Annotated in this window: 16 protein-coding genes; 11 read left to right on the top strand and 5 right to left on the bottom strand. The window is 72.6% G+C overall.

What is annotated here, in order from left to right; translation table 11 throughout:
* Positions 1–187: 187 nt before the first annotated feature.
* Entirely contained in the window at positions 188–1,303 is a 1,116-nt protein-coding gene (locus tag ADK66_RS07140; protein WP_053653090.1) for a hypothetical protein, read from the bottom strand.
* Between the two features lie 11 nt (positions 1,304–1,314).
* Positions 1,315–1,911 carry a hypothetical protein gene (locus ADK66_RS07135; protein WP_053653089.1) on the bottom strand — a complete coding sequence of 199 codons (597 nt, stop codon included), beginning with the start codon at positions 1,909–1,911 and terminating at the stop codon, positions 1,315–1,317.
* Between the two features lie 380 nt (positions 1,912–2,291).
* On the opposite strand from ADK66_RS07135, the gene ADK66_RS07130 reads away from it, so the two are divergent.
* The 7 genes from ADK66_RS07130 to ADK66_RS07100 all read left to right on the top strand — a co-directional run bounded on the left by ADK66_RS07130 (position 2,292) and on the right by ADK66_RS07100 (position 10,870).
* Complete coding sequence (locus ADK66_RS07130; RefSeq protein WP_053653088.1) at positions 2,292–4,664, top strand: nitrate- and nitrite sensing domain-containing protein; 2,373 nt, start codon at positions 2,292–2,294, stop codon at positions 4,662–4,664.
* The gene (locus tag ADK66_RS07125; protein ID WP_053653087.1) at positions 4,664–5,086 is read left to right on the top strand and encodes a roadblock/LC7 domain-containing protein; all 423 of its coding nucleotides are present in this window, start codon (positions 4,664–4,666) and stop codon (positions 5,084–5,086) included. Before ADK66_RS07130 ends, ADK66_RS07125 begins: the two co-directional genes overlap by 1 nt.
* Complete coding sequence (locus ADK66_RS07120) at positions 5,076–5,462, top strand: DUF742 domain-containing protein (RefSeq protein WP_053653143.1); 387 nt, start codon at positions 5,076–5,078, stop codon at positions 5,460–5,462. Before ADK66_RS07125 ends, ADK66_RS07120 begins: the two co-directional genes overlap by 11 nt.
* Positions 5,443–6,045 (top strand): ATP/GTP-binding protein, encoded by a 603-nt coding sequence (locus tag ADK66_RS07115; protein ID WP_053653086.1) that lies wholly within the window; start codon positions 5,443–5,445, stop codon positions 6,043–6,045. Before ADK66_RS07120 ends, ADK66_RS07115 begins: the two co-directional genes overlap by 20 nt.
* 146 nt (positions 6,046–6,191) lie before the next feature.
* Complete coding sequence (locus ADK66_RS07110) at positions 6,192–7,229, top strand: lactonase family protein (protein WP_053653085.1); 1,038 nt, start codon at positions 6,192–6,194, stop codon at positions 7,227–7,229.
* A gap of 164 nt (positions 7,230–7,393) precedes the next feature.
* The gene (locus ADK66_RS07105) at positions 7,394–9,148 is read left to right on the top strand and encodes a substrate-binding domain-containing protein (protein ID WP_053653142.1); all 1,755 of its coding nucleotides are present in this window, start codon (positions 7,394–7,396) and stop codon (positions 9,146–9,148) included.
* Positions 9,149–9,403: 255 nt separating this feature from the next.
* The gene (locus ADK66_RS07100) at positions 9,404–10,870 is read left to right on the top strand and encodes a sugar transferase (protein WP_231639950.1); all 1,467 of its coding nucleotides are present in this window, start codon (positions 9,404–9,406) and stop codon (positions 10,868–10,870) included.
* Between the two features lie 10 nt (positions 10,871–10,880).
* Here the strand turns inward: ADK66_RS07100 and ADK66_RS07095 are convergent, their stop codons facing one another.
* Positions 10,881–12,011: a PP2C family protein-serine/threonine phosphatase gene (locus tag ADK66_RS07095; RefSeq protein WP_053653083.1), complete on the bottom strand. Its 1,131-nt coding sequence runs from the start codon at positions 12,009–12,011 to the stop codon at positions 10,881–10,883.
* Positions 12,012–12,067: 56 nt separating this feature from the next.
* Between ADK66_RS07095 and ADK66_RS07090 the strand changes: the two genes are divergently transcribed.
* Positions 12,068–12,745 (top strand): MarR family winged helix-turn-helix transcriptional regulator, encoded by a 678-nt coding sequence (locus tag ADK66_RS07090; RefSeq protein ID WP_231639941.1) that lies wholly within the window; start codon positions 12,068–12,070, stop codon positions 12,743–12,745.
* Between the two features lie 22 nt (positions 12,746–12,767).
* Here ADK66_RS07090 and ADK66_RS07085 read toward each other — a convergent pair whose 3' ends face one another.
* On the bottom strand, positions 12,768–14,432 hold the full coding sequence (locus tag ADK66_RS07085) for a GAF domain-containing SpoIIE family protein phosphatase (RefSeq protein WP_231639940.1): 1,665 nt from the start codon (positions 14,430–14,432) through the stop codon (positions 12,768–12,770).
* Between the two features lie 126 nt (positions 14,433–14,558).
* Entirely contained in the window at positions 14,559–15,797 is a 1,239-nt protein-coding gene (locus ADK66_RS07080; RefSeq protein WP_197281442.1) for an ROK family transcriptional regulator, read from the bottom strand.
* Positions 15,798–15,885: 88 nt separating this feature from the next.
* On the opposite strand from ADK66_RS07080, the gene xylA reads away from it, so the two are divergent.
* The 3 genes from xylA to ADK66_RS07065 all read left to right on the top strand — a co-directional run bounded on the left by xylA (position 15,886) and on the right by ADK66_RS07065 (position 20,050).
* Entirely contained in the window at positions 15,886–17,073 is a 1,188-nt protein-coding gene (gene xylA, locus ADK66_RS07075; RefSeq protein WP_053653080.1) for a xylose isomerase, read from the top strand.
* Between the two features lie 9 nt (positions 17,074–17,082).
* Positions 17,083–18,510: a xylulokinase gene (gene xylB, locus ADK66_RS07070; protein WP_053653079.1), complete on the top strand. Its 1,428-nt coding sequence runs from the start codon at positions 17,083–17,085 to the stop codon at positions 18,508–18,510.
* Between the two features lie 94 nt (positions 18,511–18,604).
* Positions 18,605–20,050, top strand: a complete 1,446-nt coding sequence (locus ADK66_RS07065) for an MFS transporter (protein WP_053653078.1) — start codon at positions 18,605–18,607, stop codon at positions 20,048–20,050.
* Positions 20,051–20,109 lie beyond the last annotated feature (59 nt).

Here is a 20,109-nt window from a genome sequence, read left to right as displayed (position 1 = left end):
GGTGCTGCCTCCTGGGTCCGACACGTTGCCTGATCCCTCGCGTACCCCGTGTCGGGGGGCCCATGCGCGGCGCTTTCACGCCCGGATGCCCACTTTCGGCGCGCTTCCGGCCGCAACGGGCGGGGCGAGCGGGACGGACATACGGGGGCGCCCCGGTCGATGATCGACCGGGGCGCCCGTGCGTCACTCAGCGACCGAGTACGCGGTCCAGGAAGTCCCTGTAGTTGCGGACCGCCATCCGTAGCTGCTCGGTGTCCGCCGAACCGGCGTCCTGCCAGCCACCAAGCTTGTTCTTCTGCGCGGCCAGCGCCGAGGAGAGCGCCTGGATGGCCTCCTCGACCAGCGACTGCGCCTCGCCGGCCGCCGCGTGCGGGTCGTCCACGAACCGCAGCTGCACGTCGCGCCAGCGGTCCCGGAATCCCTGCGCCGTGTCGGCTTCGAGGAGCGTCGCCGGCTCGGCGGCCACCGTCGACCCGGCGGGCCGCGACGTTCCGGCCGACTCCAGCGAGGAGGTGGTGCCAGCGACGACGGGCACCACGTCGGCGTCCGCGTCCGGGTCGACCATCTCCGGCGTGGCGCTGCCGTAGCCGGCCGCGCCGGCCGCCGTCGCGTCCGGGTCCCCGGCCCAGTCGGTCAGGTCACCGCGGCGCTCGGCCGCACCGTCAGTGCTCCCCGCCGGTACGACGGTACGGGTGGAACCGTCGGCGTCGGTGTGCTGGTCGTCGGCGTCGGGATCCAGATCGGTGTCCCGGCCGGTCTCCGGGCCGCCGTCCCGGCGGTGCAGTTCGGCGGTGGGGTCAGCGGTCAGGCCCACCCGCTCGCCGTCCTCGGCGCCGTCTCCGGGCTCGGCGGTCCGCTCGGCCCGGGGGTCGGGCTGGTCCTGCGGGTGCGGGCTGGCCAGTGCGGACGCGGCCACCGCGTCCCCCACGGTGGTGGCGCCGAACGCGGTCGGCAGCGGGCCGGGCTCGTGGAATCCGCCCTCGCCGTCGCTGTCGTCCGTCGCGTCGGCCTGCCGTTCGTCCGCCCGGTGGCGTCGGTCGTCCGCCGTCTCGTCGTCGACGTCGTACAGGCCCGTGTCGACGTCGTCGGTCCGCTCGCGCTCGGCGGTGAGGTCGCGCTCGGCGTCGGGGTCGGGGTCGTCGAAGGCGCCCCGGTCGTCCACACTGCCCTCGGGGGCGTCCGAGCGGTAGTCCCTGTCGGTTTGGTCGTCACGGTCGGTTCGGTCGTCGGTCGGCGGCACGGGTACCGGTGTGGACCGGACGGCCTCCGGGTGGTCGTTGCTCACCTGCTCTTGCTGGCGCATGGGTGGCCTCCTCAGCGGCTCGTGGCGTCGTGCGGAGTGTCCGGGTGGTGGCGCTGTTCGGGTGCGTGCTGTCCGACCGGCTCCTCGCCGAGCAGGTCGGCGAAGAGAGCCCGGTAGTGCACGACCGCCTGGCGCAGTTCCTCGGTGCTGGCCTCACCCCGGGAGTTGCGCAGGTGGATCTCGTGCGCGTCCCGGTAGTGGGTAAGCGTGCGGGCATGGTCGACGGAGAGGTGGGCGATCTGGTCGGAGAAGTCCCCGGTCGGGTAGCCCCGCTCCTCGATGAGTCGGGTGACGAGTTCATCAGCGTCGCCCACCGTGTCGCCGGGCGAGTCGATGAAGCGGATCTGGAGTTCCTCCCAGGCCGCGGCGTAGTGGGCCCGGGACTCCGGGCTGAGCGGGGTGAGCGTGAGCTCGGCGTGCCGGCGCTCCCGATCGCGCAGTTCGCGCTCCGCGGCGGACCGGCTGTCCTGCTCCTGCACCACCCGGTCGTACTCCGGCCCGAACCGGCTCTGCAGTTTGCGGCGGCGGCTGAACGACAGCGCTGCCACGGCCAGTGCTGCGATCACCAGCACGACGAGGACGATGACGATTATCTGCGTGGACGACATGGGCTCCTCCTTCGTTACCTGGTATTCCCTCCGCGTACTGATCGCCAATCCCGATCCGAGGTACTTTCCGCACCGATCCGCGTCCCGTTTCGCCTAGTGAGGGCATTCCAGGGCGAAACGCGGACCAGGGACACGGCGCAACGCGGGGTCAAACCTGATTTGAGCCGGGTTCGCGAGGCCGCCGCCGTCGGCGTCCGGCGGTGTTGCATTCCGTAGCGTCGATGCCCACGCGACGGGCGGTAGTGCATCGGCGCGTGATTACGTATCCTGCCCAAGGCGCCCGCGCCGGCACCCGACCTGGACGGTCGGGCGCGCACCCGGCGAGCGCGTTGCCCGGCGGTGCCGGCGCACTCCTGCCACCCCTGTACGGGCGAGGTCTGATGAGAACCCGCGACTGGCCGATCCGCTCGAAGCTGACCGCGTTGGTCGTCGCGCCGGTGACCGCGCTGCTGGCACTGTGGATCTTCGCGACGACGTTGACCTTCGGCCCGGCACTGGATCTGCTCTCCGCGCGCACCCTGCTGTACGACCTGGGCCGCCCCGGTGAGGCAGTGGTCACCGAGCTGCAAAGGGAACGCAGGCTGTCGGTGGTGCAACTCGCCGGCACCACCGTGCTGCCGGCCCTGGCCGAGCAACGCCAACGCACCGATCGGGCGGTCGCCGAGCTGCGCCACCGGATCGACGGGGAGGCGTTGCGCGACGCCGCCGACGACGTCCTGGAGGACCGGATCGACCGGCTGGTCACCGCACTGGCGGCCCTGCCGAGCGGCCGGAACTTCATCGACGACCGCATGATGGACCGTGCCGGCGCGCTCGGCCTCTACAGTGGCATCGTCACCGCGGCCTTCCAGGCGTTCTCCGCCATGGCGGATCTGCCCGATCCCGACATCAACCGAGAGGCGCTGGCGCTCACCGCGCTGGGGCGCTCCCGGGAACTGCTCGGCCAGACCGACGCCCTGCTGGCCGGCGCGTTCACCGCCGGCCGGTTCGCCGACGGCGAGCACACCCAACTCGTGCAGGCCATCGGCAACCAGCGGTGGCTCAGCGAGAGCGCGGTCGCCGACCTGCCCGAGGCCGGGCGCGTCGCGTACCAACGACTTACCGAGACTCCGGAGTTCACAAGCCTGCGCGCCATGCAGGACGCGTTGATCGGTGCCAGCCGGACCGGGCGTCCACCGGTGGACGCGGCGTCATGGCAGGCCAGCCATGACGCCGTACAGCAACAGTTGCGCGACTTCGAGCTGTCCGAGGCCGACGGGCTCACCGACCGCTCGGTGCCGATGGCCGTCCGGATCCTGCTCCGGCTGGCCGCCGCCGGTGTGCTCGGACTCGTCGCCGTGGTGGTCTCGGTGCTGGTGGCGGTGCGTGTCGGCCGCACGCTGGTCCGGCGCCTCAGCGGAGTGCGTACCGCCGCGCTCGAGTTGGCCGAGCACCGCCTTCCGGACGTGGTGACCCGGCTGCGCCGTGGCGAGCTCGTCGACGTCGCGCGGGAGGCGCCGCCGCTGGAGTACGGCCACGACGAGATCGGCGAGGTCGGGCGGGCCTTCACCCAGGTGCAGCGCACCGCCGTACAGGCAGCGGTGGACGAGGTCACCCTGCGCCGTGGCCTCAACGAGGTGTTCCTCAACATCGCCCGGCGCAGCCAGGGCCTGGTGCACCGGCAGTTGCACCTGCTGGACCGGATGGAGCGCCGCGCCGAGGACCCGGACGAGCTGGCCGAACTGTTCCAGGTGGACCACCTGGCCACCCGGCTCCGTCGGCACGCCGAGGACCTGGTCATTCTTGCCGGCTCCGCGCCGGGCCGAGGATGGCGCAACCCGGTCGCGATGGTCGACCTGGTTCGCGGCGCGATCTCCGAGGTCGAGGCGTACGACCGGGTGGACGTCACCGTCGTGCAGCCGGCCGGCGTGCTCGGCCGGGCGGTCGGCGACGTCATCCACCTGCTGGCCGAGCTGATCGAGAACGCCACCGCCTTCTCGCCGCCGGACACCCGGGTCACAGTGACGGGGGAGCAGGTGGCCAACGGGTACGCCCTGGAGATCACCGACCAGGGGCTGGGGATGTCCGAGGCGGCGCTGGAGAGCGCCAACACCCGGCTGGCCAGCTCGCCCGAGTTCGACCCGACCGAGAGCGCGCGACTCGGCCTGTTCGTGGTGGCCCGACTGGCGGCACGGCACGCGGTACGGGTCCGGCTGCGCCCCGGCAGGGAGAGCGGGCTGACCGCCGTGGTGCTGATCCCCAGCGAGCTGGTCACCGCCGAGCCGCCGGCCGGGCCCGACCTCACCGCGCCGACTTCCGCGCCCGGTGCACTGCGACCGACCCGCCGAGGCACAGTGCCCCGACCCCGGCCCAACCGCGCCCGCCCGCCCGTGGCCGCCATCGGACCGCCCACCACCGCCTCGCCCGCCCACGGGCCGGACGCCTCGGCCGCCAACGCCTCGGCAGCCGTCGGGTCGGGCACGACCGGGCCGGACGTCGAGGGGGCGCCCTCGGACGACACACCTGACGACCTGGACGGACTGCCCCGCCGGGTGCGACGACGTACCCCCGCCGCAGTGCCCCGGTCGACGGTCGCCGATACGCCGTCGCCCCGGTCGCCGGAGGAGGTACGCCGGGTCATGGCGGCACTTCAGGCGGGAACCGCCCGCGGCCGGGCCACCGGATCTCCGCCGGCCACGGCAGCTCCGGCGGACCGTGCCGTTGCGGACCGGGACACCACCGAACCCCAGACCGAGACTGAGAGGGACGCCTAGTGCGACAGACGACGAAGCAGGGCGCCAGCCTCGACTGGCTGCTCGACGAGCTGGTGCAACGGGTGCCAGCCGCCCGGGAGGCGGTGGTGCTCTCCGCCGACGGGCTGCTGATGGGCTCCTCCACCGAGCTGGACCGCTCCGACGCCGAGCACCTCTGCGCGCTCGCCGCAGGCTTCTCCAGCCTGGCCCGGGGTGCCAGCCGACACGTGGACGGTGGTCCGGTCCGGCAGACCGTTGTGGAGATGGAGTCGGCGTACCTCTTCGTCACGGCCGCCGGGCAGGGTGCCTGCCTGGCCGTGGTGAGTGACGCGGACGCGGACATCGGCCTGGTGGCATACGAGATGGCGATGCTTGTCATCCGTGTGGGGGAGAACCTCAGCGCGCCGGCTCGGCCGTCGGCGGGTGCCGGTGATGCGGGCTGAGCCGCCCGCGCCCCAGCACGAGTGGCTGGACGGCGACGCGGGCCCGGTCGTGCGCCCGTACACGCTCACCGGCGGACGGGTACGCTCCGCCGTCGGGTTCGACCTTGTCGCGTTCGTCCTGGCCGCCTCGGATTTCGATCCGGCAGCCCACCCGCAGCTACTCCCGGAGCACCGGCGGCTCGTCGCGCTCGCCGGCCGGCCGGTCTCGGTGGCCGAGTTGGCAGCCGAGCTGGACCTCGCGGTCGGTGTGATCCGGGTGCTTCTCGGTGATCTTCTCGCTCAGGGCCTGGTCGCGGTGCACGAGCCGCCGGCCGACGGCAACCTTCCCGACGACGACATCCTCAAGGCGGTGGTCAGTGGACTCCGTGCGTTATGACCATGCGGGCACTCGCACCACCATCCCGCTGGCACTGAAGATCCTCATCGCCGGAGGCTTCGGTGCCGGCAAGACGACGCTGGTGAGCGCGTTGAGCGAGGTCCGCCCGTTGCAGACCGAGGAGGTGTTGACCGGGGCCGGGATCGGCACCGACGACATCTCCGGCGTTGAGGGCAAGTCGACCACCACGGTGGCGATGGACTTCGGCCGGATCACCATCAACGAGGACCTCCAGGTCTATCTTTTCGGCACCCCGGGTCAGGACCGGTTCTGGTTCCTGTGGGACGAGTTGGCCTTCGGCGCGCTCGGCGCTGTGGTGCTCGCCGACACGCGACGGTTGGCCGACTGCTTCCCCTCGATCGACTACTTCGAGCAGCGCGGCATCCCGTTCGTGGTGGGCGTCAACTGCTTCGACGACACCCGTCGGTTCGAGTTGGAGACCGTACGTCGGGCGCTGGACCTCGATCCGGACGTACCGATGGTGCTCTGTGACGCCCGGGACCGGCAGTCCGGCAAGCTGGTGTTGATCTCCCTGGTCGAGCACGTGGCCCGCCAGCGTGGTGAGCCGGTGCCGACCGCCTGAGCCGCCTCCGCGCGGGCGGCGGATCGGCGGTCAGCTCGCGCGGAGAGCCGATGGTCGGCGATCCGGGCCCGGAAAGCTGGTTAGCCGGCCGGCATCGTGGGCAGCTCTGATTGGATCTACCGAGGATGCCGGCTAAGGGGTGGGGCGTGAGTGGTCAGGGCGAGGTCGTCCACATCGGCGGTTACACGGCGCAGGGCGGAGGGCGTGGCAGTGGCATCGTGGCGGCCCTGCGGGACCCGGCCACGGGGGCGCTGACCCCGCTGGGCACTGTGGCGGTCACCGAGTCCCCGTCGTTCCTGGTTCGGCACCCCCGTCAGCCGGTGCTCTACGCGGTCAACGAGGTGACCGACGGGGCGATCAGCGCCTGGCAGGTCGGGTCCGACGGTTCGCTGGACCCGCTCGGCAGCCACTCGACAGGTGGCGCCGAGCCGTGCCACCTGGCGGTGCTGCCCGACGGTGGGCACCTGGTGGCGGCCAACTACGGCGGCGGCAGCGTCGCGGTCTTTCCGCTCGACGCGCAGGGCGTACCCGGCGAGCGCACCGACCTCGTGGTGCACGAGGGGCACGGTCCCGACCCGGACCGCCAGGACCGGGCACACACCCACATGGTCTCCCCGGACCCGGGCGCGGGACCGCTGCTCGCTGTGGATCTGGGCACCGACTCGGTCTACAGGTACGACCTCGACGGCGCGAGCGGCCGGTTGACGCCGCGCGGGCCACGGGCGCGCACGGCGCCCGGCACCGGGCCGCGGCACCTGGCACGCCACCCCGACGGGCGACGCTGCTACCTGGTTGGCGAGCTGGACGCCACTGTGACCGCGTACGAGCTTGACGACGACGGGGCGCTGCACCAGCGTGGCCGGGTCGACGCGAGCGACCGGACCGGGCACGTGCAGCCGTCGGAGGTAGCGGTCGGCCCGGACGGCCGATTCCTGTACGTCGCCAACCGCGGGGTGGGCACCATCGCCGTCTTCAACCTGGCCGGCGAGCTGCCCGAGCTGGTGGCCGAGGTGGACACCGGTGGTGAGTGGCCCCGGCACTTCGCACTGATCGGTAAGCATCTGTACGTCGCCGACGAGCGCGCGGACATGGTGCGGGTCTTCCGGCTGGACGCGAGCACCGGCATCCCGGCACCGGTCGGCGAGCCCGTGGCGGTGCCGAGCCCGACCTGTGTGCTGCCGTGAGCCGAACCATCGGAGGGCGAGACGTGAAGACGATGCCGATTTGACGACGGCTCGGGGCGGCTTCATCACTCTGTGTCGCTAAACGGTGATCAACTGTTTCTCCTGCGTAACTTTAGTCCGAACGGTTGTGGCAGAGACGGCACCTAATACGCAAGATGGTCAGCGTGTCAGCAGGCCGCCATCGCATGCGTTCGAAACTCCACCTCGCCGTCGTCGGATCGATGGCGACGGTTCTCGTCGTCACCACCGGCGCGTGGTTCGGCTACAAGGAGCTGATCCAGCCGAACTGCTCCGGGGAGATCCGACTCGCGGTGGCGGTCGCCGCCGAGCTCGCGCCTGCCGTCGACGCCGCCGCGTCCCAGTGGGTAAAGGACGGTGCCGCTGTCGGCCCCACCTGCATCCGCGTCGACGTCTCGGCGTCCGACCCGGTCGACGTGGCCGCCGTCGTGGCTGCGAAGCACGGTGCCGTCCTGGCCGGTGTCGGGCAGGCCAGCGGCACCGCCGTCACCCCGGACGTCTGGGTGCCGGACTCGTCGACCTGGCTGCTGCGGCTCAAGAAGGACGCGACAGCCTTCGCTCCGACAAACGGCGCCTCCATCGCCCGCAGCCCCGTCGTCGTCGCCATGCCCGAGCCGGTGGCCACCCGGTTGGGCTGGCCCAACGCGAAGTTCACCTGGGCGGACCTCCTCAAGCAGGTGAACAGCAGCAAGCCGCTGCGTACCGGGATCGTCGAGCCCACCCGGGACGCTGCCGGTCTGTCCGGTCTGCTCTCGCTGACGGCCGCTGCCAGCGCGGCGGGCGGCGACACCCAACGCAACACCGTCGGTGCGCTGCGGGCGCTGGCCACGGGCCGTTCGTCGCTGCGCAGCGACCTTGTGGCACGCTTCCCGACCGCCACGGACCCGACCTCCATCGCGAGCGGCCTCGGTGCGGCGGCGCTGTCCGAGGAAGACGTGATCGCCTACAACAGCAAGCAGCCGCCGGTGCCGCTCGCCGCCCTCTACATGGAGCCGGCGCCGATGCCGCTGGACTACCCGTACGCGGTTCTGCCCGGCATCGAGCCGACCAAGGCGTCGGCGGCCAAGGTGCTGTTCGAGTTGCTCACCGCCCCGAAGTTCCGGGACCGGCTGGCGGCGCAGTCGCTGCGCGGGCCGGACGGCAACTGGGGTGCCGGTTTCCGCGCGCCGCAGGGCGCCCCGAGCCCGTCGGGTACCGCGCCGGCGGAGCCGGCGGCAGGCGGCACGGCGGCAGGCGGCCTAGACCCGGCCGCGATACAGCGTGTCGTCTCCAGCTGGTCGATCGCCACCCAGTCCGGCCGCATGCTCTGCGTCATCGACGTCTCCGGCTCGATGAAGGAAGAGGTGCCCAGCGCCAACAGGCGTAGCCGCGAGGAGGTCACCGTTGACGCGGCGCGTCGCGGCCTCGGCCTCTTCGACGACTCCTGGGCGATCGGCCTGTGGACCTTCTCCACCAAGCTCGTCGGGAACCGCGACTACCGTGAGCTGGTTCCCATCGGCCCGCTGTCGAGCCAGCGCGGTCAGCTCGAAGCGGCCCTCGGTACGATCAAGCCGTCCGACGGCGACACCGGCCTCTACGACACCATGTTGGCCGCCTACCAGGCGGTCCAGGAAGATTGGCAGCCCGGCCGCGTCAACTCGATCGTGCTGTTCACCGACGGTAAGAACGAGGACGACAACGGGCTCAACCAGCAGCAGTTGCTGGCCAAGCTGAAGCAGATCGCCGACCCCGAGCGTCCGGTGCAGGTCATCATGATCGGTATCGGCGAGGGCGTCAGCAAGGCCGAGTTGGAGTCGATCACCAAGGTCACCGGTGGGGACGTCTTCGTCACCAAGGACCCGAGTGAGATCGGCAGCATCTTCCTCAGCGCCATCGCCCGCCGCCCCCCGGCGCCGCGCTGAGCCGACGCACAGCACAGGGAGCCTGCCGGACCGCCGATCCGGCACGGCGGGCCCCTTTGTAACCGCTGAGTTGAAGAAAAGTGACGGCAATACGTCGGAATCAATCGGCAGTCATAGTTATCAGGGCAGGATGTCGACGTGTCCCGGCATTGTCGGTCCGCCCGGCCGCCCCGGTTTCTCGGTCCGCCTCGGTGCGGCCCATCGGCCGGGCCGACCTGAACAGAGTGGGGAGGGCCAGTGACCGCCACGACACTGATGACCCCCGCCAGCGCGTCCGCGAAGCCGGATGGCCGCCCGGCTGGGCTGATGGCCCGCGCCGACGAGCGGTCCTACATCCGGGTCCTGGTGGTGCTGGACACCGCCATCCTCACCATCGCCCTGCTCGTCGGGTACGTCGCGCGGTTCGGTGACGAGGAGCCGAGCGGCTCGAAGATCCCGTACGTGCTGGTGGCGCCCGGGTTGGTCCTGGCCTGGCTGGTCTCGCTCAAGGCGCTTGGTTGCTACGACGACCGGGTGATCGGCTACGGGGCGGACGAGTACCGGCGGGTCAGCTCCGCAAGCCTGCGGTTGGCCGGGGCGATAGCCATCGCCGGATACATCGCCGACGTCGGGGTTTCCCGGGGTTTCCTCGGCATCTCCTTCGCGGTGGGCACCGTCGGGCTGGAGGTGGCCCGGTTCGCCGCCCGAAAACGTCTGCACCGGGCACGGTCCCGGGGGTTCGGCTGGTCCCGCAAGGTGCTCGTGGTCGGTGACACCGCCCATGTTCTGGAGTTGGTGCACACACTGCGCCGGGAGCCGTACGCCGGCTATCAGGTGGTCGGCGCGTGCATCCCGGACGCGCTGCTGGCACCGGTGGCGCAGCGTCTCGGTGACGTACCGGTGGTGGGGTCGTTCCGGGGCATTCCGGAGGCCGCGACCGCGATCGGCGCGGACACGGTGGCCGTGACCGCCTCGGGCGAGCTGACCGCCGCCCGACTGCGCCGGCTCGGCTGGCAGCTGGAGGGCACAGGTGTCGACCTCGTCGTGGCACCCGCGCTCACCGACGTGGCCGGCCCCCGGATCCACACCCGCCCGGTCGCCGGGCTGCCGCTGATCCACGTCGAGGCGCCCGAGTTCCGCGGTGCGCGCAAGCTGGTAAAGGGATTCGTCGACAGGTCGGTGTCGTCGGTCGCCCTGGCGCTGCTGCTGCCGGTCATCGCGGTCATCGCGCTTGCCATCAAACTCGACAGCCGGGGTCCGGTGCTGTTCCGGCAGACCCGGGTAGGCCGGGGCGGCAAGGAGTTCGGCGTCTACAAGTTCCGGACCATGGTGGTGAACGCCGACGCGCTGCTCGCCGAGCTGACCGCCCGCAACGAGACCGACGGCCTCATGTTCAAGATGCGCGACGACCCACGGGTCACCCGGGTCGGTCGGCTGCTGCGCAAGTGGTCGCTGGACGAGCTGCCGCAGCTGGTGAACGTGCTGCTGGGCCAGATGAGCCTGGTCGGGCCGCGCCCACCGCTGCCCTCGGAGGTGGCCCGCTACGACGGCGACGTCGCACGCCGGCTGCTTGTCAAGCCTGGCATGACCGGGCTGTGGCAGGTCAGCGGGCGATCCGACCTGAGCTGGGAGGACGGCATCCGCCTCGACCTCTACTACGTGGAGAACTGGTCCCTCGCCGCCGACCTCACCATCCTCTGGAAGACCGTCGGTGCGGTGCTGAACAGTCGCGGCGCGTACTGACCGTCGCCGGTCACGGCTGCGGGCCGGTCCAGTCCAGGCAGACCACAACGGCGTCGTCGATCAGGTCGCCGGCCACGAACGCGCGCAGGTCACCGATCAGTGAGCGGACGGCGTCCAGCGGCTCCATCGGCCCGGTCCGGCGCAGAAACCGGTCGAGGGCCGTCTCGCCGTAGCGCACATCCCGCCCGGTGGCCTCCACCACCCCGTCGCTGACCACGAACAGCCGGTCGCCGCGCTCCAGGGTGAACGTCTGCTCGCGGTAGTCGGTCGCCTCGAACATGCCGAGCGGAAACTGCGCCTCCAGCGGCTGCTCGGTGACCTCGCCGCCGCGCAGCAGGACCAGCCGGGGTGAGCCCGCGTCCACCACTGTCATCGTCCCGGATCGCAGGTCCAGCTCCAGCAGCAGGACGGACAGGTGCCGCTTGCCCCGGTACTCGTCGTAGATGGCCTGGTCGGCGAGGGCCGCCTGGTCGGCCAGACCCAGCCCGGCCCGGCGGGCATTGCGGAGCGCGTGGGTGGCGAGCGAGGTGAGCAGGGACGCCGCGACACCCTCGCCGGTGCCGTTGACTGTGGACAGCCAGAGCCGCTGCCCGTCGTCGGACCAGTCGAAGCTGTCGCCCCGCACCGCGTACGCCGGCTCCAGTTGCCCGGCGAGGCTGAACGACGGCCTGATCCGGCTGCGGCCGGGCAGAAGGTCCCACTGCATCTCCGCGGCCAGGGTGAGCCGCTGGCTGCGCCGCGCGGCGCTGTACACGTCGGTGCCGGGGGAGACGGCGTCCAGTTCGTGGGCGAGCGCGGTAGCGATCTCGGCCAGGTCCGCGAGAACTGTCGGGTCGGCCGGTACCGGCGCCACGCGCAGTACGCCGCGGCGCTCGCCGCGCATGCTGACCGGCAGCCAGGCTGTGTCGTCGACCCGCAGGGGCGACTGGTGGTCGAAAACTCGCCACGCGGGGTGCCCGGCACCTCGGAGAGGGTCACCCTCGGTGAGCGGCAGTAGCTCCGAGAGTCGGTAGTCGACCTGGTACAGCTCGACGTCGCTGATCCCGTACGCCTCGGAGAGAACCTCCTCGACCCCGCTCACGAGGCGGTCGGCGGGCGTCTCATTGAGGGTACGTCGTGCCCGATTGACCGGTTCGTTCATCAGGGCTCCTTGATCAAGCTCAACCACCAGCGGGTTCGGAGTAGTCTCGGGCCACCATGGCCGAACTGCCCGGTCCACCGGACCACGAGACGAGTATGGCCGCCGCGTTGGACGCGGCGGCGGGTGCATTGCTGAGCGTGTGGGATTCCGCCCGGGAGGCGACCGCCAACCGGCTCTCCGGAGTCCAGTTACGGGCTGTGATGGTGGTCGAGCACCAAGACGGGATCAACCTGCGCCGGCTCTCCACCCAGCTCGACATGTTGCTCAGCTCCGCCAGCCGGCTCTGCGACAGGTTGGTCGCCGCAGGCATGCTGGAACGCGAGCCGGGCCGTTTCGACCGGCGGGAGATCTCCCTGCACCTCACCCCGGAGGCACGTCGGCTCCTCGCGGAGCTGCGGGCCGACCGCCAGGCGCGGCTCGCCGCCGTCCTGGGCGCGATGAGCCCGGCAGGGCGCACCGCGCTGCTGCGCGGGATGCAGGACTTCGACGAGGCCGCCCGCCGGCAGCAGGCGCAGACCACGCCGACGTCGGGCGACTGGCCAGCCGACGGGGACGACCCGGCCGGGTGGCCGCGCGATCCGGACCGGCCCACCAGCCGGGCGAGGGACTGGCCGGCGGCCCCCGACCGGCCGTCGCGCACGATGCGACAGGGCGGGCCGACAGACACCGACGGGCAGGTGGGCAGCCCTCGCGAGTGGCCCACGGGCGAGCCGCCGGTGGCCCGGACCGCCTGATCCGACAGGCCCCGGAGGTCGGTCACGTCGGCGTCGACGCGCACACCGCAAGCATGGCGATGTCGTCGTGGGCCTGCCCGCCCAGCCATTCGTCCACGAGCTGGAGTAGCCGGTCGACAAGCACGGCGGGGGGCAGCCCGGCCGCCGAGGCGAGCGCGGCGCGCAGCCGGTGCTCGCCGAACATCTCGACGTCGATCGGCCCGCCGTGCGCCTCGGTCACCCCATCGGTGTACGCGAGCAGCAGGTCACCAGGGTCGAGATGCACCCGGGTCTCGGCGAACCGCGCGTCGGCGAGCGCGCCGACCGGCATCCCGCCGACCGGAACCGGGGTGACCGAGCCGGAGGCGGTGACAAGCAGGGGCGCCGGGTGGCCGCCACCGGCGATCCGGATGTCCACCCCGGCCGGTCCGCGCTCCAGCGAGCCGAGCAGCAGGGTGGTGAACTGGCTGCGCCGTGCCGCTTCGGGGGCGTCGAAGAGCGCCCGGTTGAGAAGGTGGATCAGCTCCAGCGGGCGCTGCTCGACAAGCCGCAACGTCTGCAACGACTGGCGGACCCGGCCGGTCAGGACGGCCGCGCCGACGCCCTTGCCGCACACGTCGCCGAGGGCGAACAGCGCCCCGCGCGGGTGCGGGAACACCTCGTAGAAGTCTCCGCCGATGCGCAGGGTGTCCCCGGCGGACCGGTAGCCCCCGGCGATGCTCACGCCCGGCACCGTCGGCAGCTCCGGCGGGAGCAGGCTGGTCTGCAACACGCGGGCCAGGTGGGCCTGTTCGCCGTACAACTCGGCGGTGGCCAGTGCCGCGCCCGCTCGCGCCGCGAACTCGCGGGCCAGTTCGACGTCGCGCGGGTCGAATCCGGCCCGGCCGCTGCGCCGGATCAGCAGCAGGGCGCCGGCCGGGCCGCCCGCGCCGCGCATCGGGCAGACCAGCACGGCACCGGGCGGGTCGAAGTCGGGCGGCAGTACGGAGGCCAGGCCGTCGGACGTGACGTCCCGCCACAGGCACGGCTCGGCGAGCGTGCCGTCGAGCGCCTCGGCGAGGCCGGGGACGACGGCGCTCAGCTCCGGCCCGACGCGCCCGGTGACGGGGGCAGGTGCCCCCTCGGCGTACCGGGTCCAGCGGGTGTGCGGCTCGGCCGGCGCGCGGTGCAGTGCCACGGCGGCGTCGGCCAGGTACGGCACGGCGAGGGTAGTGGTGACCCGCAGGGTCTGGTCCCGGTGCAGGGAGAGCCCCAGCCGGCTGCCGGCCTGGGCGAGGAACGCGGTGCGGGAGCGTTCGGCCAGCAGGGCGTCGGCGCGGGCGTGCTCCTCGGTGACGTCCCTGACGTACCAGGCGTACCGGTTGCCGGCGAGCTGTCGGCGGTAGCCGCGCAGCTGCCGGCCACGGTGCTCGGCGTCGAAGTGCTCGGCGCCGTCGGTGACCGCCCGGGCCAGCGGCGCGATCGGACAGCCGGGCAGCCCGGTGCCCGCGGCGATCTCCGGGAGCAGCTCTGCGGCCATGGCGTTGACAAGGGTGACCCGGCCGGCGCTGTCGGTTGTCAGCACAGCCTCGCCGAGCCCGTCGAGCAGCTCGCGGGCCAACGGCGAGTCGGCCGGAAGTGGGCCGCCGGTGGGCTGCTGGACGGAGTGGGGCGTCTGCCCCTCGTCGCTGACCGGGCCGGCATCGCCGTCGCGTCGGGTAGTGCTCACCGCCCGACGCCGGCCTGCGTCTGACGCCCTCTACGCATGCTGCTCCTGCAATCCTCGCCCGCGGATCGTTGCCCGACAGCAAGCGTACCGAGCCCTTGTGACGGACACCCAGGGTGCGGGCGGTGATCAGCTGGAACGGGTCAGCCAGCCGGCGGGTCGGCCCACGATGTGGCGGACCACCGATCCGGCGGCGCCCACCGAGGCTGCCTCCGGGCCGAGGGTCGACGGTCGGACCGTGACCGGTGACCAGGCGGCGGTGAGCACCCGAGCGGCGATCTCGGCGAGCACCGGAGGGCACAGCCAGGGCGCAAGCGGGGCGTACCCTCCGCCGAGCACCACGGTGTCCAGGTCCAGCAGGTTGACCACGCTGGCGACTGCGACACCGAGCGCGGTGCCGGCGTCGCGCAGCGCCCGCAGGGCGTCCGGGTCGCCGGCCTCGGCCAGCTCCGCCAGCCGTACGGTTGCGGTGTCGGCGGGAAGCTCCGCGCGAGCCAGCCCGGCGGCGGCCACGATCGCCTCCTGACCGGCGTACTGCTCCAGACAGCCTCGCCCGCCGCAGCGGCACGGACGCCCCTGCGGGTGGACCGGGAGGTGCCCGATCTCACCGCTCCAACCCCGGACGCCCCGGAACAGCGCGCCGTCCAGCACGATGCCCGCGCCGATGCCGACCTCGCCGGAGATGTGCAGGAAGCTGGCCGGCCCCGGGGGTCCGGAGTGCAGTTCGCCGAGCGCGGCGAGATTTGCCTCGTTGTCGACCACCAGCGCCGGTACGCCGGGCACCTGATCGGTGAGCGGAGGGTGCCCCCGCAGCAGGGTCGGAACCGGTACGTCCTGCCAGCCGAGGTTCGGTGCGAGCCGGACCACTCCGGCGTCGTCCACCAGGCCGGGGACGGCGAGCGCGGCGCCGGCCAGGGTGAGGCCCTGCCGGGCGGCGTCGGCGCGGGCCTGCCCGGCCAGGGTGACCAGTTGGGCCAGGGCGTCGGCGGGTGCCACCGGGCGCAGGTCGGCGCGGTGCACTGTGTGGTGGCGTACCTGGCCGGCGAGGTCGACAACGCACACCGCCAGGTAGTCGACGTTGACCTCCAGACCCAGCCCGGCGGGGCCCTGGTCGGCAAGGACCAGCCCGCGGGCCGGTCGGCCGGCGCCGGCGCGGGGCGCCGGGTCGGCCTCGCTCACCAGTTGGCCGGCGAGCAGGTCCTCGACCACCGCGGAGACGGTGGCCCGGGTCAGGCCTGTGGCGGTGGCCAGGTCGGCGCGGGAAGGGGGACGGTCGGCGGCGGCGATCCGACCGAGCACGAGGGCGAGATTGAGTTCGCGCAGGCTCCCTTGACGGGCGGCGCCGGCCGGGGCGTGGGTGGGGCTCACCTCTTGACAGTGCCATATTGCGGGCAAATAATTCAATCGCTGAACAAATACCGGACACCATCACCCACCACCACCCCGGAGGTCCTTCATGGCACCCCGCCCCACCCCCGCCGACAAGTTCTCCTTCGGGCTCTGGACCGTGGGCTGGCAGGCCCGCGACCCGTTCGGTGACGCGACCCGGCCCGAGCTCGACCCGGTCGAGGCCGTGCACCGGCTCGCCGAGCTGGGCGCGTACGGCATCACCTTCCACGACGACGACCTGATCCCGTTCGGTGTCGACGCCACCACCCGCGACTCGCACATCGCGCGATTCCGCAAGGCCCTCGACGAGACCGGCCTGGTGGTGCCGATGGTCACCACCAACCTCTTCACCCACCCGGTCTTCAAGGACGGCGGCTTCACCAGCAACGACCGCGACGTCCGCCGCTACGCGCTGCGCAAGGTGCTGCGCAACGTCGACCTGGCCGCCGAGCTGGGCGCGAGCACCTTCGTGATGTGGGGCGGGCGTGAGGGCTCCGAGTACGACGTCGCCAAGGACGTCCGGGCCGCCCTGGACCGCTACCGCGAGGCCGTCGACCTGCTCACCCAGTACGTCATCGACCAGGGCTACGACCTGCGCTTCGCCCTGGAGCCCAAGCCCAACGAGCCGCGCGGCGACATCCTGCTGCCCACGGTCGGGCACGCGCTCGCCTTCATCTCCCAGCTGGCCCACCCGGAGATGGTCGGCCTCAACCCGGAGGTCGGCCACGAGCAGATGGCCGGGCTCAACTACGCCCACGGCATCGCCCAGGCGCTCTGGCAGGGCAAGCTGTTCCACCTGGACCTCAACGGCCAGCGCGGCATCAAGTACGACCAGGACCTGGTCTTCGGCCACGGCGACCTGATGAACGCGTTCGCCCTGGTGGACCTCCTGGAGAACGGCGGCCCCAACGGCGGCCCGACCTACGACGGCCCCCGGCACTTCGACTACAAGCCCTCCCGCACCGAGGACATGGACGGTGTGTGGGCGTCGGCGGCCGCCAACATGGCCACCTACCTGCTGCTCAAGGAGCGGGCTGCGGCGTTCCGCGCCGACCCCGAGGTGGTCGAGGCGCTCGCCGCAAGCAAGGTCGGCGAGCTCAGCACCCCGACCCTCAACCCGGGCGAGGGGTACGACGACCTGCGCGCCGACCGGTCCGCGTTCGAGGAGTTCGACGTCGACGCGGTGGCCGCGCGGGGCTTCGCCTTCGTCCGGCTCAACCAGCTCGCCGTCGAGCACCTGCTCGGCGCCCGCTGAGGCCCCGCCATGCCGCTGGTCGCGGGCGTTGATTCGTCCACTCAGTCGTGCAAGGTCGTCATCCGGGACGCGGAGACCGGTGCCCTGGTCCGGCAGGGCCGGGCACCGCACCCGGACGGCACCGAGGTCGATCCGGAGGCCTGGTGGCAGGCGCTGCGCAGCGCCGCCGAGCAGGCCGGCGGGCTTGGCGACGTGGCGGCGGTCTCCGTCGCCGGCCAGCAGCACGGCATGGTCTGCCTCGACGAGGCCGGGCAGGTGGTCCGCCCGGCCCTGCTGTGGAACGACACCCGCTCCGCCGACGCCGCCGCCGACCTGATCGAGGAGGCTGGCGGCGGCGCGGCCGGGCGTCGGTTCTGGGCCGAGGCCACCGGCAGTGTGCCGGTGGCCAGCTTCACCCTCACCAAGCTGCGGTGGCTGGCCACGCACGAGCCGGAGCGGGCAGCCCGGGTGGCGGCCGTCTGCCTGCCCCACGATTGGCTGACGTGGCGGCTGGCCGGCGCACCGGGGCTCGGCGCGCTGCGTACCGACCGGGGTGATGCCAGCGGCACCAGCTACTGGTCGCCGGCCACCGGCGAATACCGGATGGACCTGCTGGAGCGGGGCTTCGGCCGGCAGGTGGTGGTGCCCGAGGTGCTCGGGCCGGCGGAGTCGGCGGGAAAGCTGGCCGACGACCTGGGCGGGTCGGGCGGCGCGCTGCTCGGCGCGGGCACGGGAGACAACGCCGCCGCCGCGCTCGGCGTCGGCGCCGGGCCGGGTGACGTGATCGTCTCGATCGGCACCTCCGGCACCGTGTTCAGCGTCGCCGACGTGCCGGCCGCCGACGAGAGCGGTGCGGTGGCGGGCTTCGCCGACGCTTCCGGCCGCTTCCTGCCGCTTGTCGCCACGCTCAACGCCGCCCGGGTGCTGGACGCCGCCGCCGCGATGCTCGGCGTCACCCTCGACCGCCTGGCCGAGTTGGCGCTCTCCGCGCCGGCCGGCGCGGACGGGCTGGTCATGGTGCCCTACCTGGAGGGCGAGCGGACGCCCAACCGGCCGCTTGCCACCGGCGCGGTACACGGGCTGACCCTGCGCACGTCGACGCCCGCGCACCTGGCCCGTGCCGCCGTGGAGGGCATGCTCTGCGCGCTCGCCGACGGCCTCGACGCGCTGACCGCGCAGGGCGCCACCGCCCGGCGCGTCATCCTGGTCGGCGGCGGCGCACGGTCGGCGGCGGTCCGCCGGATCGCGCCGCAGGTCTTCGGCTGCCCGGTGGTCGTCCCGCCGCCAGGCGAATACGTCGCCGACGGCGCCGCCCGCCAGGCCGCCTGGGTCGCCCTTGGCGGCCCGAAGCCGCCCAACTGGGCGGTCGAGGGCACCGAGGAGTACGCGGCCGAGCCCGTCCCCGCCGTTCGTGAGAAGTACGCCGCCGCACGGGGGATGGTCCTCGACAGGCGCTGACCGATCGGGTCGACGCGGGTGGGTGCCGGTGCGAGGCTGACCGGCACCCACCCGCGTGACGACCGCCTCAGCGGAGTCTGATTGGCTGCCGGTCATGACCGTGACCAGTGGCGGGCCCGCCCCGGGCCGGGCGCGACGCCTGCACGGCTGGGGCGGGGGCCCGGCGCACCGGTTCTACAGCGTCGCGGTGTTCGTGCTCCTCGCCTCGCTTGACAACGTGGCGATCGGGTTGGTGCCGCCGCTGTACGGCCCGATCTCCGACGCGTTCGACGTGCCGGGGCGGCTGCTCGGTCTGGTGACCGCGGTCAGCTTCCTGGTCAGCGCGGTGGCAGCTGTCGGCTGGGCGTACGTCGGTGACCGGACCAACCGCAAGCCACTGCTCATGGTGGGCACGTTGCTCTGGGCGGCGGGCACCGGTGGCAGCGCCCTCGCCGGCGGTTATCTCACGTTCCTGGCCGCACAGATGGTCGGGGCTGTCGGTCTCGGCGCGGTCGGCTCGGTGGGCTTCTCGGTGGTCACCGACCTGATCTCGCCGACCCGGCGCGGGCTGGTGATGAGCTTCTGGGGGCTGTCGCAGGGGGTCGGCACGCTTGCCGGAACGCTCGTCGGCGGCCTGCTCGGGGCCACCGACTGGCGGCGGCCGTTCTGGGTGCTGACCGTGGTCGGCCTGGTCGCCACTGTGGCCTACCTGTTCACCTACGACATCCGACGCGGCCAGAGCGAACCGGAGCTGGCCCGGGCGCTGGACGCCGGTGCCGACTACGACTACCGGATCAGCCGGGCCGATCTGCCGCGCATCCTGGCCCGGCGTACCAACCTCTGGCTCATCCTGCAGGGTCTGACCGCGCAGGCGGCCTTCGGCTCACTTGTCTGGCTGCCGGTGCTCTTCGCCGAACGAGCCGAGGCGCAGGGCTACTCGCCGTCGACGGCAGTGGTGGTGGGCAGCGTCTTCGCCACACTGTTCCAGCTCGGCGGAGTGCTCTCCATCGTCGGAGGGCTGGTCGGCGACGCGCTGCAACGGCGTACCCCGAGGGGCCGGGCACTTGTCGCGGCGGTCGGCATTCTCGCGGCCGTGCCGTTCTACCTGGTGTTGTTCTTCGTGCCGGTGACCATCGACGTGCCCGACGGTGCCGGTGGCGGTGCGGTGATCGGCGCTGTGCTGTCCAGCGTGTTCACCGAACCGTCGGTGGGGCTGAGCCTGCTCACCGCCGTGGTGGCGCTCGCGCTGACCTCGGCCAACTCGCCGAACTGGTTCGCGCTGATCGCCGACGTCAACCCGCCGGAGCACCGGGGCACCGTCTACAGCCTCGGCAACCTCGTCAACGGCGTCGGGCGGGCGGCCGGCAACGGGCTGGTCGGGGTGGCCTTCCAGGGGCTACGAGCCGCGTTCCCGCCGCCGTTGAACTTCGCCGTCGGGCTGGCGGCGTTCCAGCTCTTCTTCATCCCGACCGGCATCATGTACTGGCTCGCCTCGCGTACCTCGCCAGCGGACATCGACAACGTGCACGACCTGCTGCACAGCCGCGCCGACCGGCTCTGAGCCGCCCTCGTGTGCGGCGGCGACCACCCCCGCCGTCCCGTCACGAGCATGGGATCGGC

The organism is Micromonospora sp. NRRL B-16802 (assembly GCF_001279555.1).
Classification (GTDB): domain Bacteria; phylum Actinomycetota; class Actinomycetes; order Mycobacteriales; family Micromonosporaceae; genus Micromonospora; species Micromonospora profundi.
Note: the sequence above shows the minus strand (reverse complement) of the source record. Positions and strands in the feature narration are given on the sequence as shown.

Excerpts from the sequence above, each read along its gene's own strand:
- ADK66_RS07090 (WP_231639941.1), top strand. The coding sequence starts at position 12,068 with ATGGCCGAACTGCCCGGTCCACCGGACCACGAGACGAGTATGGCCGCC.
- ADK66_RS07120 (WP_053653143.1), top strand. The coding sequence starts at position 5,076 with ATGCGGGCTGAGCCGCCCGCGCCCCAGCACGAGTGGCTGGACGGCGAC.
- ADK66_RS07100 (WP_231639950.1), top strand. The coding sequence starts at position 9,404 with ATGACCCCCGCCAGCGCGTCCGCGAAGCCGGATGGCCGCCCGGCTGGG.
- xylB (WP_053653079.1), top strand. The coding sequence starts at position 17,083 with ATGCCGCTGGTCGCGGGCGTTGATTCGTCCACTCAGTCGTGCAAGGTC.
- ADK66_RS07095 (WP_053653083.1), bottom strand. The coding sequence starts at position 12,011 with ATGAACGAACCGGTCAATCGGGCACGACGTACCCTCAATGAGACGCCC.
- ADK66_RS07140 (WP_053653090.1), bottom strand. The coding sequence starts at position 1,303 with ATGCGCCAGCAAGAGCAGGTGAGCAACGACCACCCGGAGGCCGTCCGG.
- ADK66_RS07130 (WP_053653088.1), top strand. The coding sequence starts at position 2,292 with ATGAGAACCCGCGACTGGCCGATCCGCTCGAAGCTGACCGCGTTGGTC.
- ADK66_RS07135 (WP_053653089.1), bottom strand. The coding sequence starts at position 1,911 with ATGTCGTCCACGCAGATAATCGTCATCGTCCTCGTCGTGCTGGTGATC.
- ADK66_RS07065 (WP_053653078.1), top strand. The coding sequence starts at position 18,605 with ATGACCGTGACCAGTGGCGGGCCCGCCCCGGGCCGGGCGCGACGCCTG.
- xylA (WP_053653080.1), top strand. The coding sequence starts at position 15,886 with ATGGCACCCCGCCCCACCCCCGCCGACAAGTTCTCCTTCGGGCTCTGG.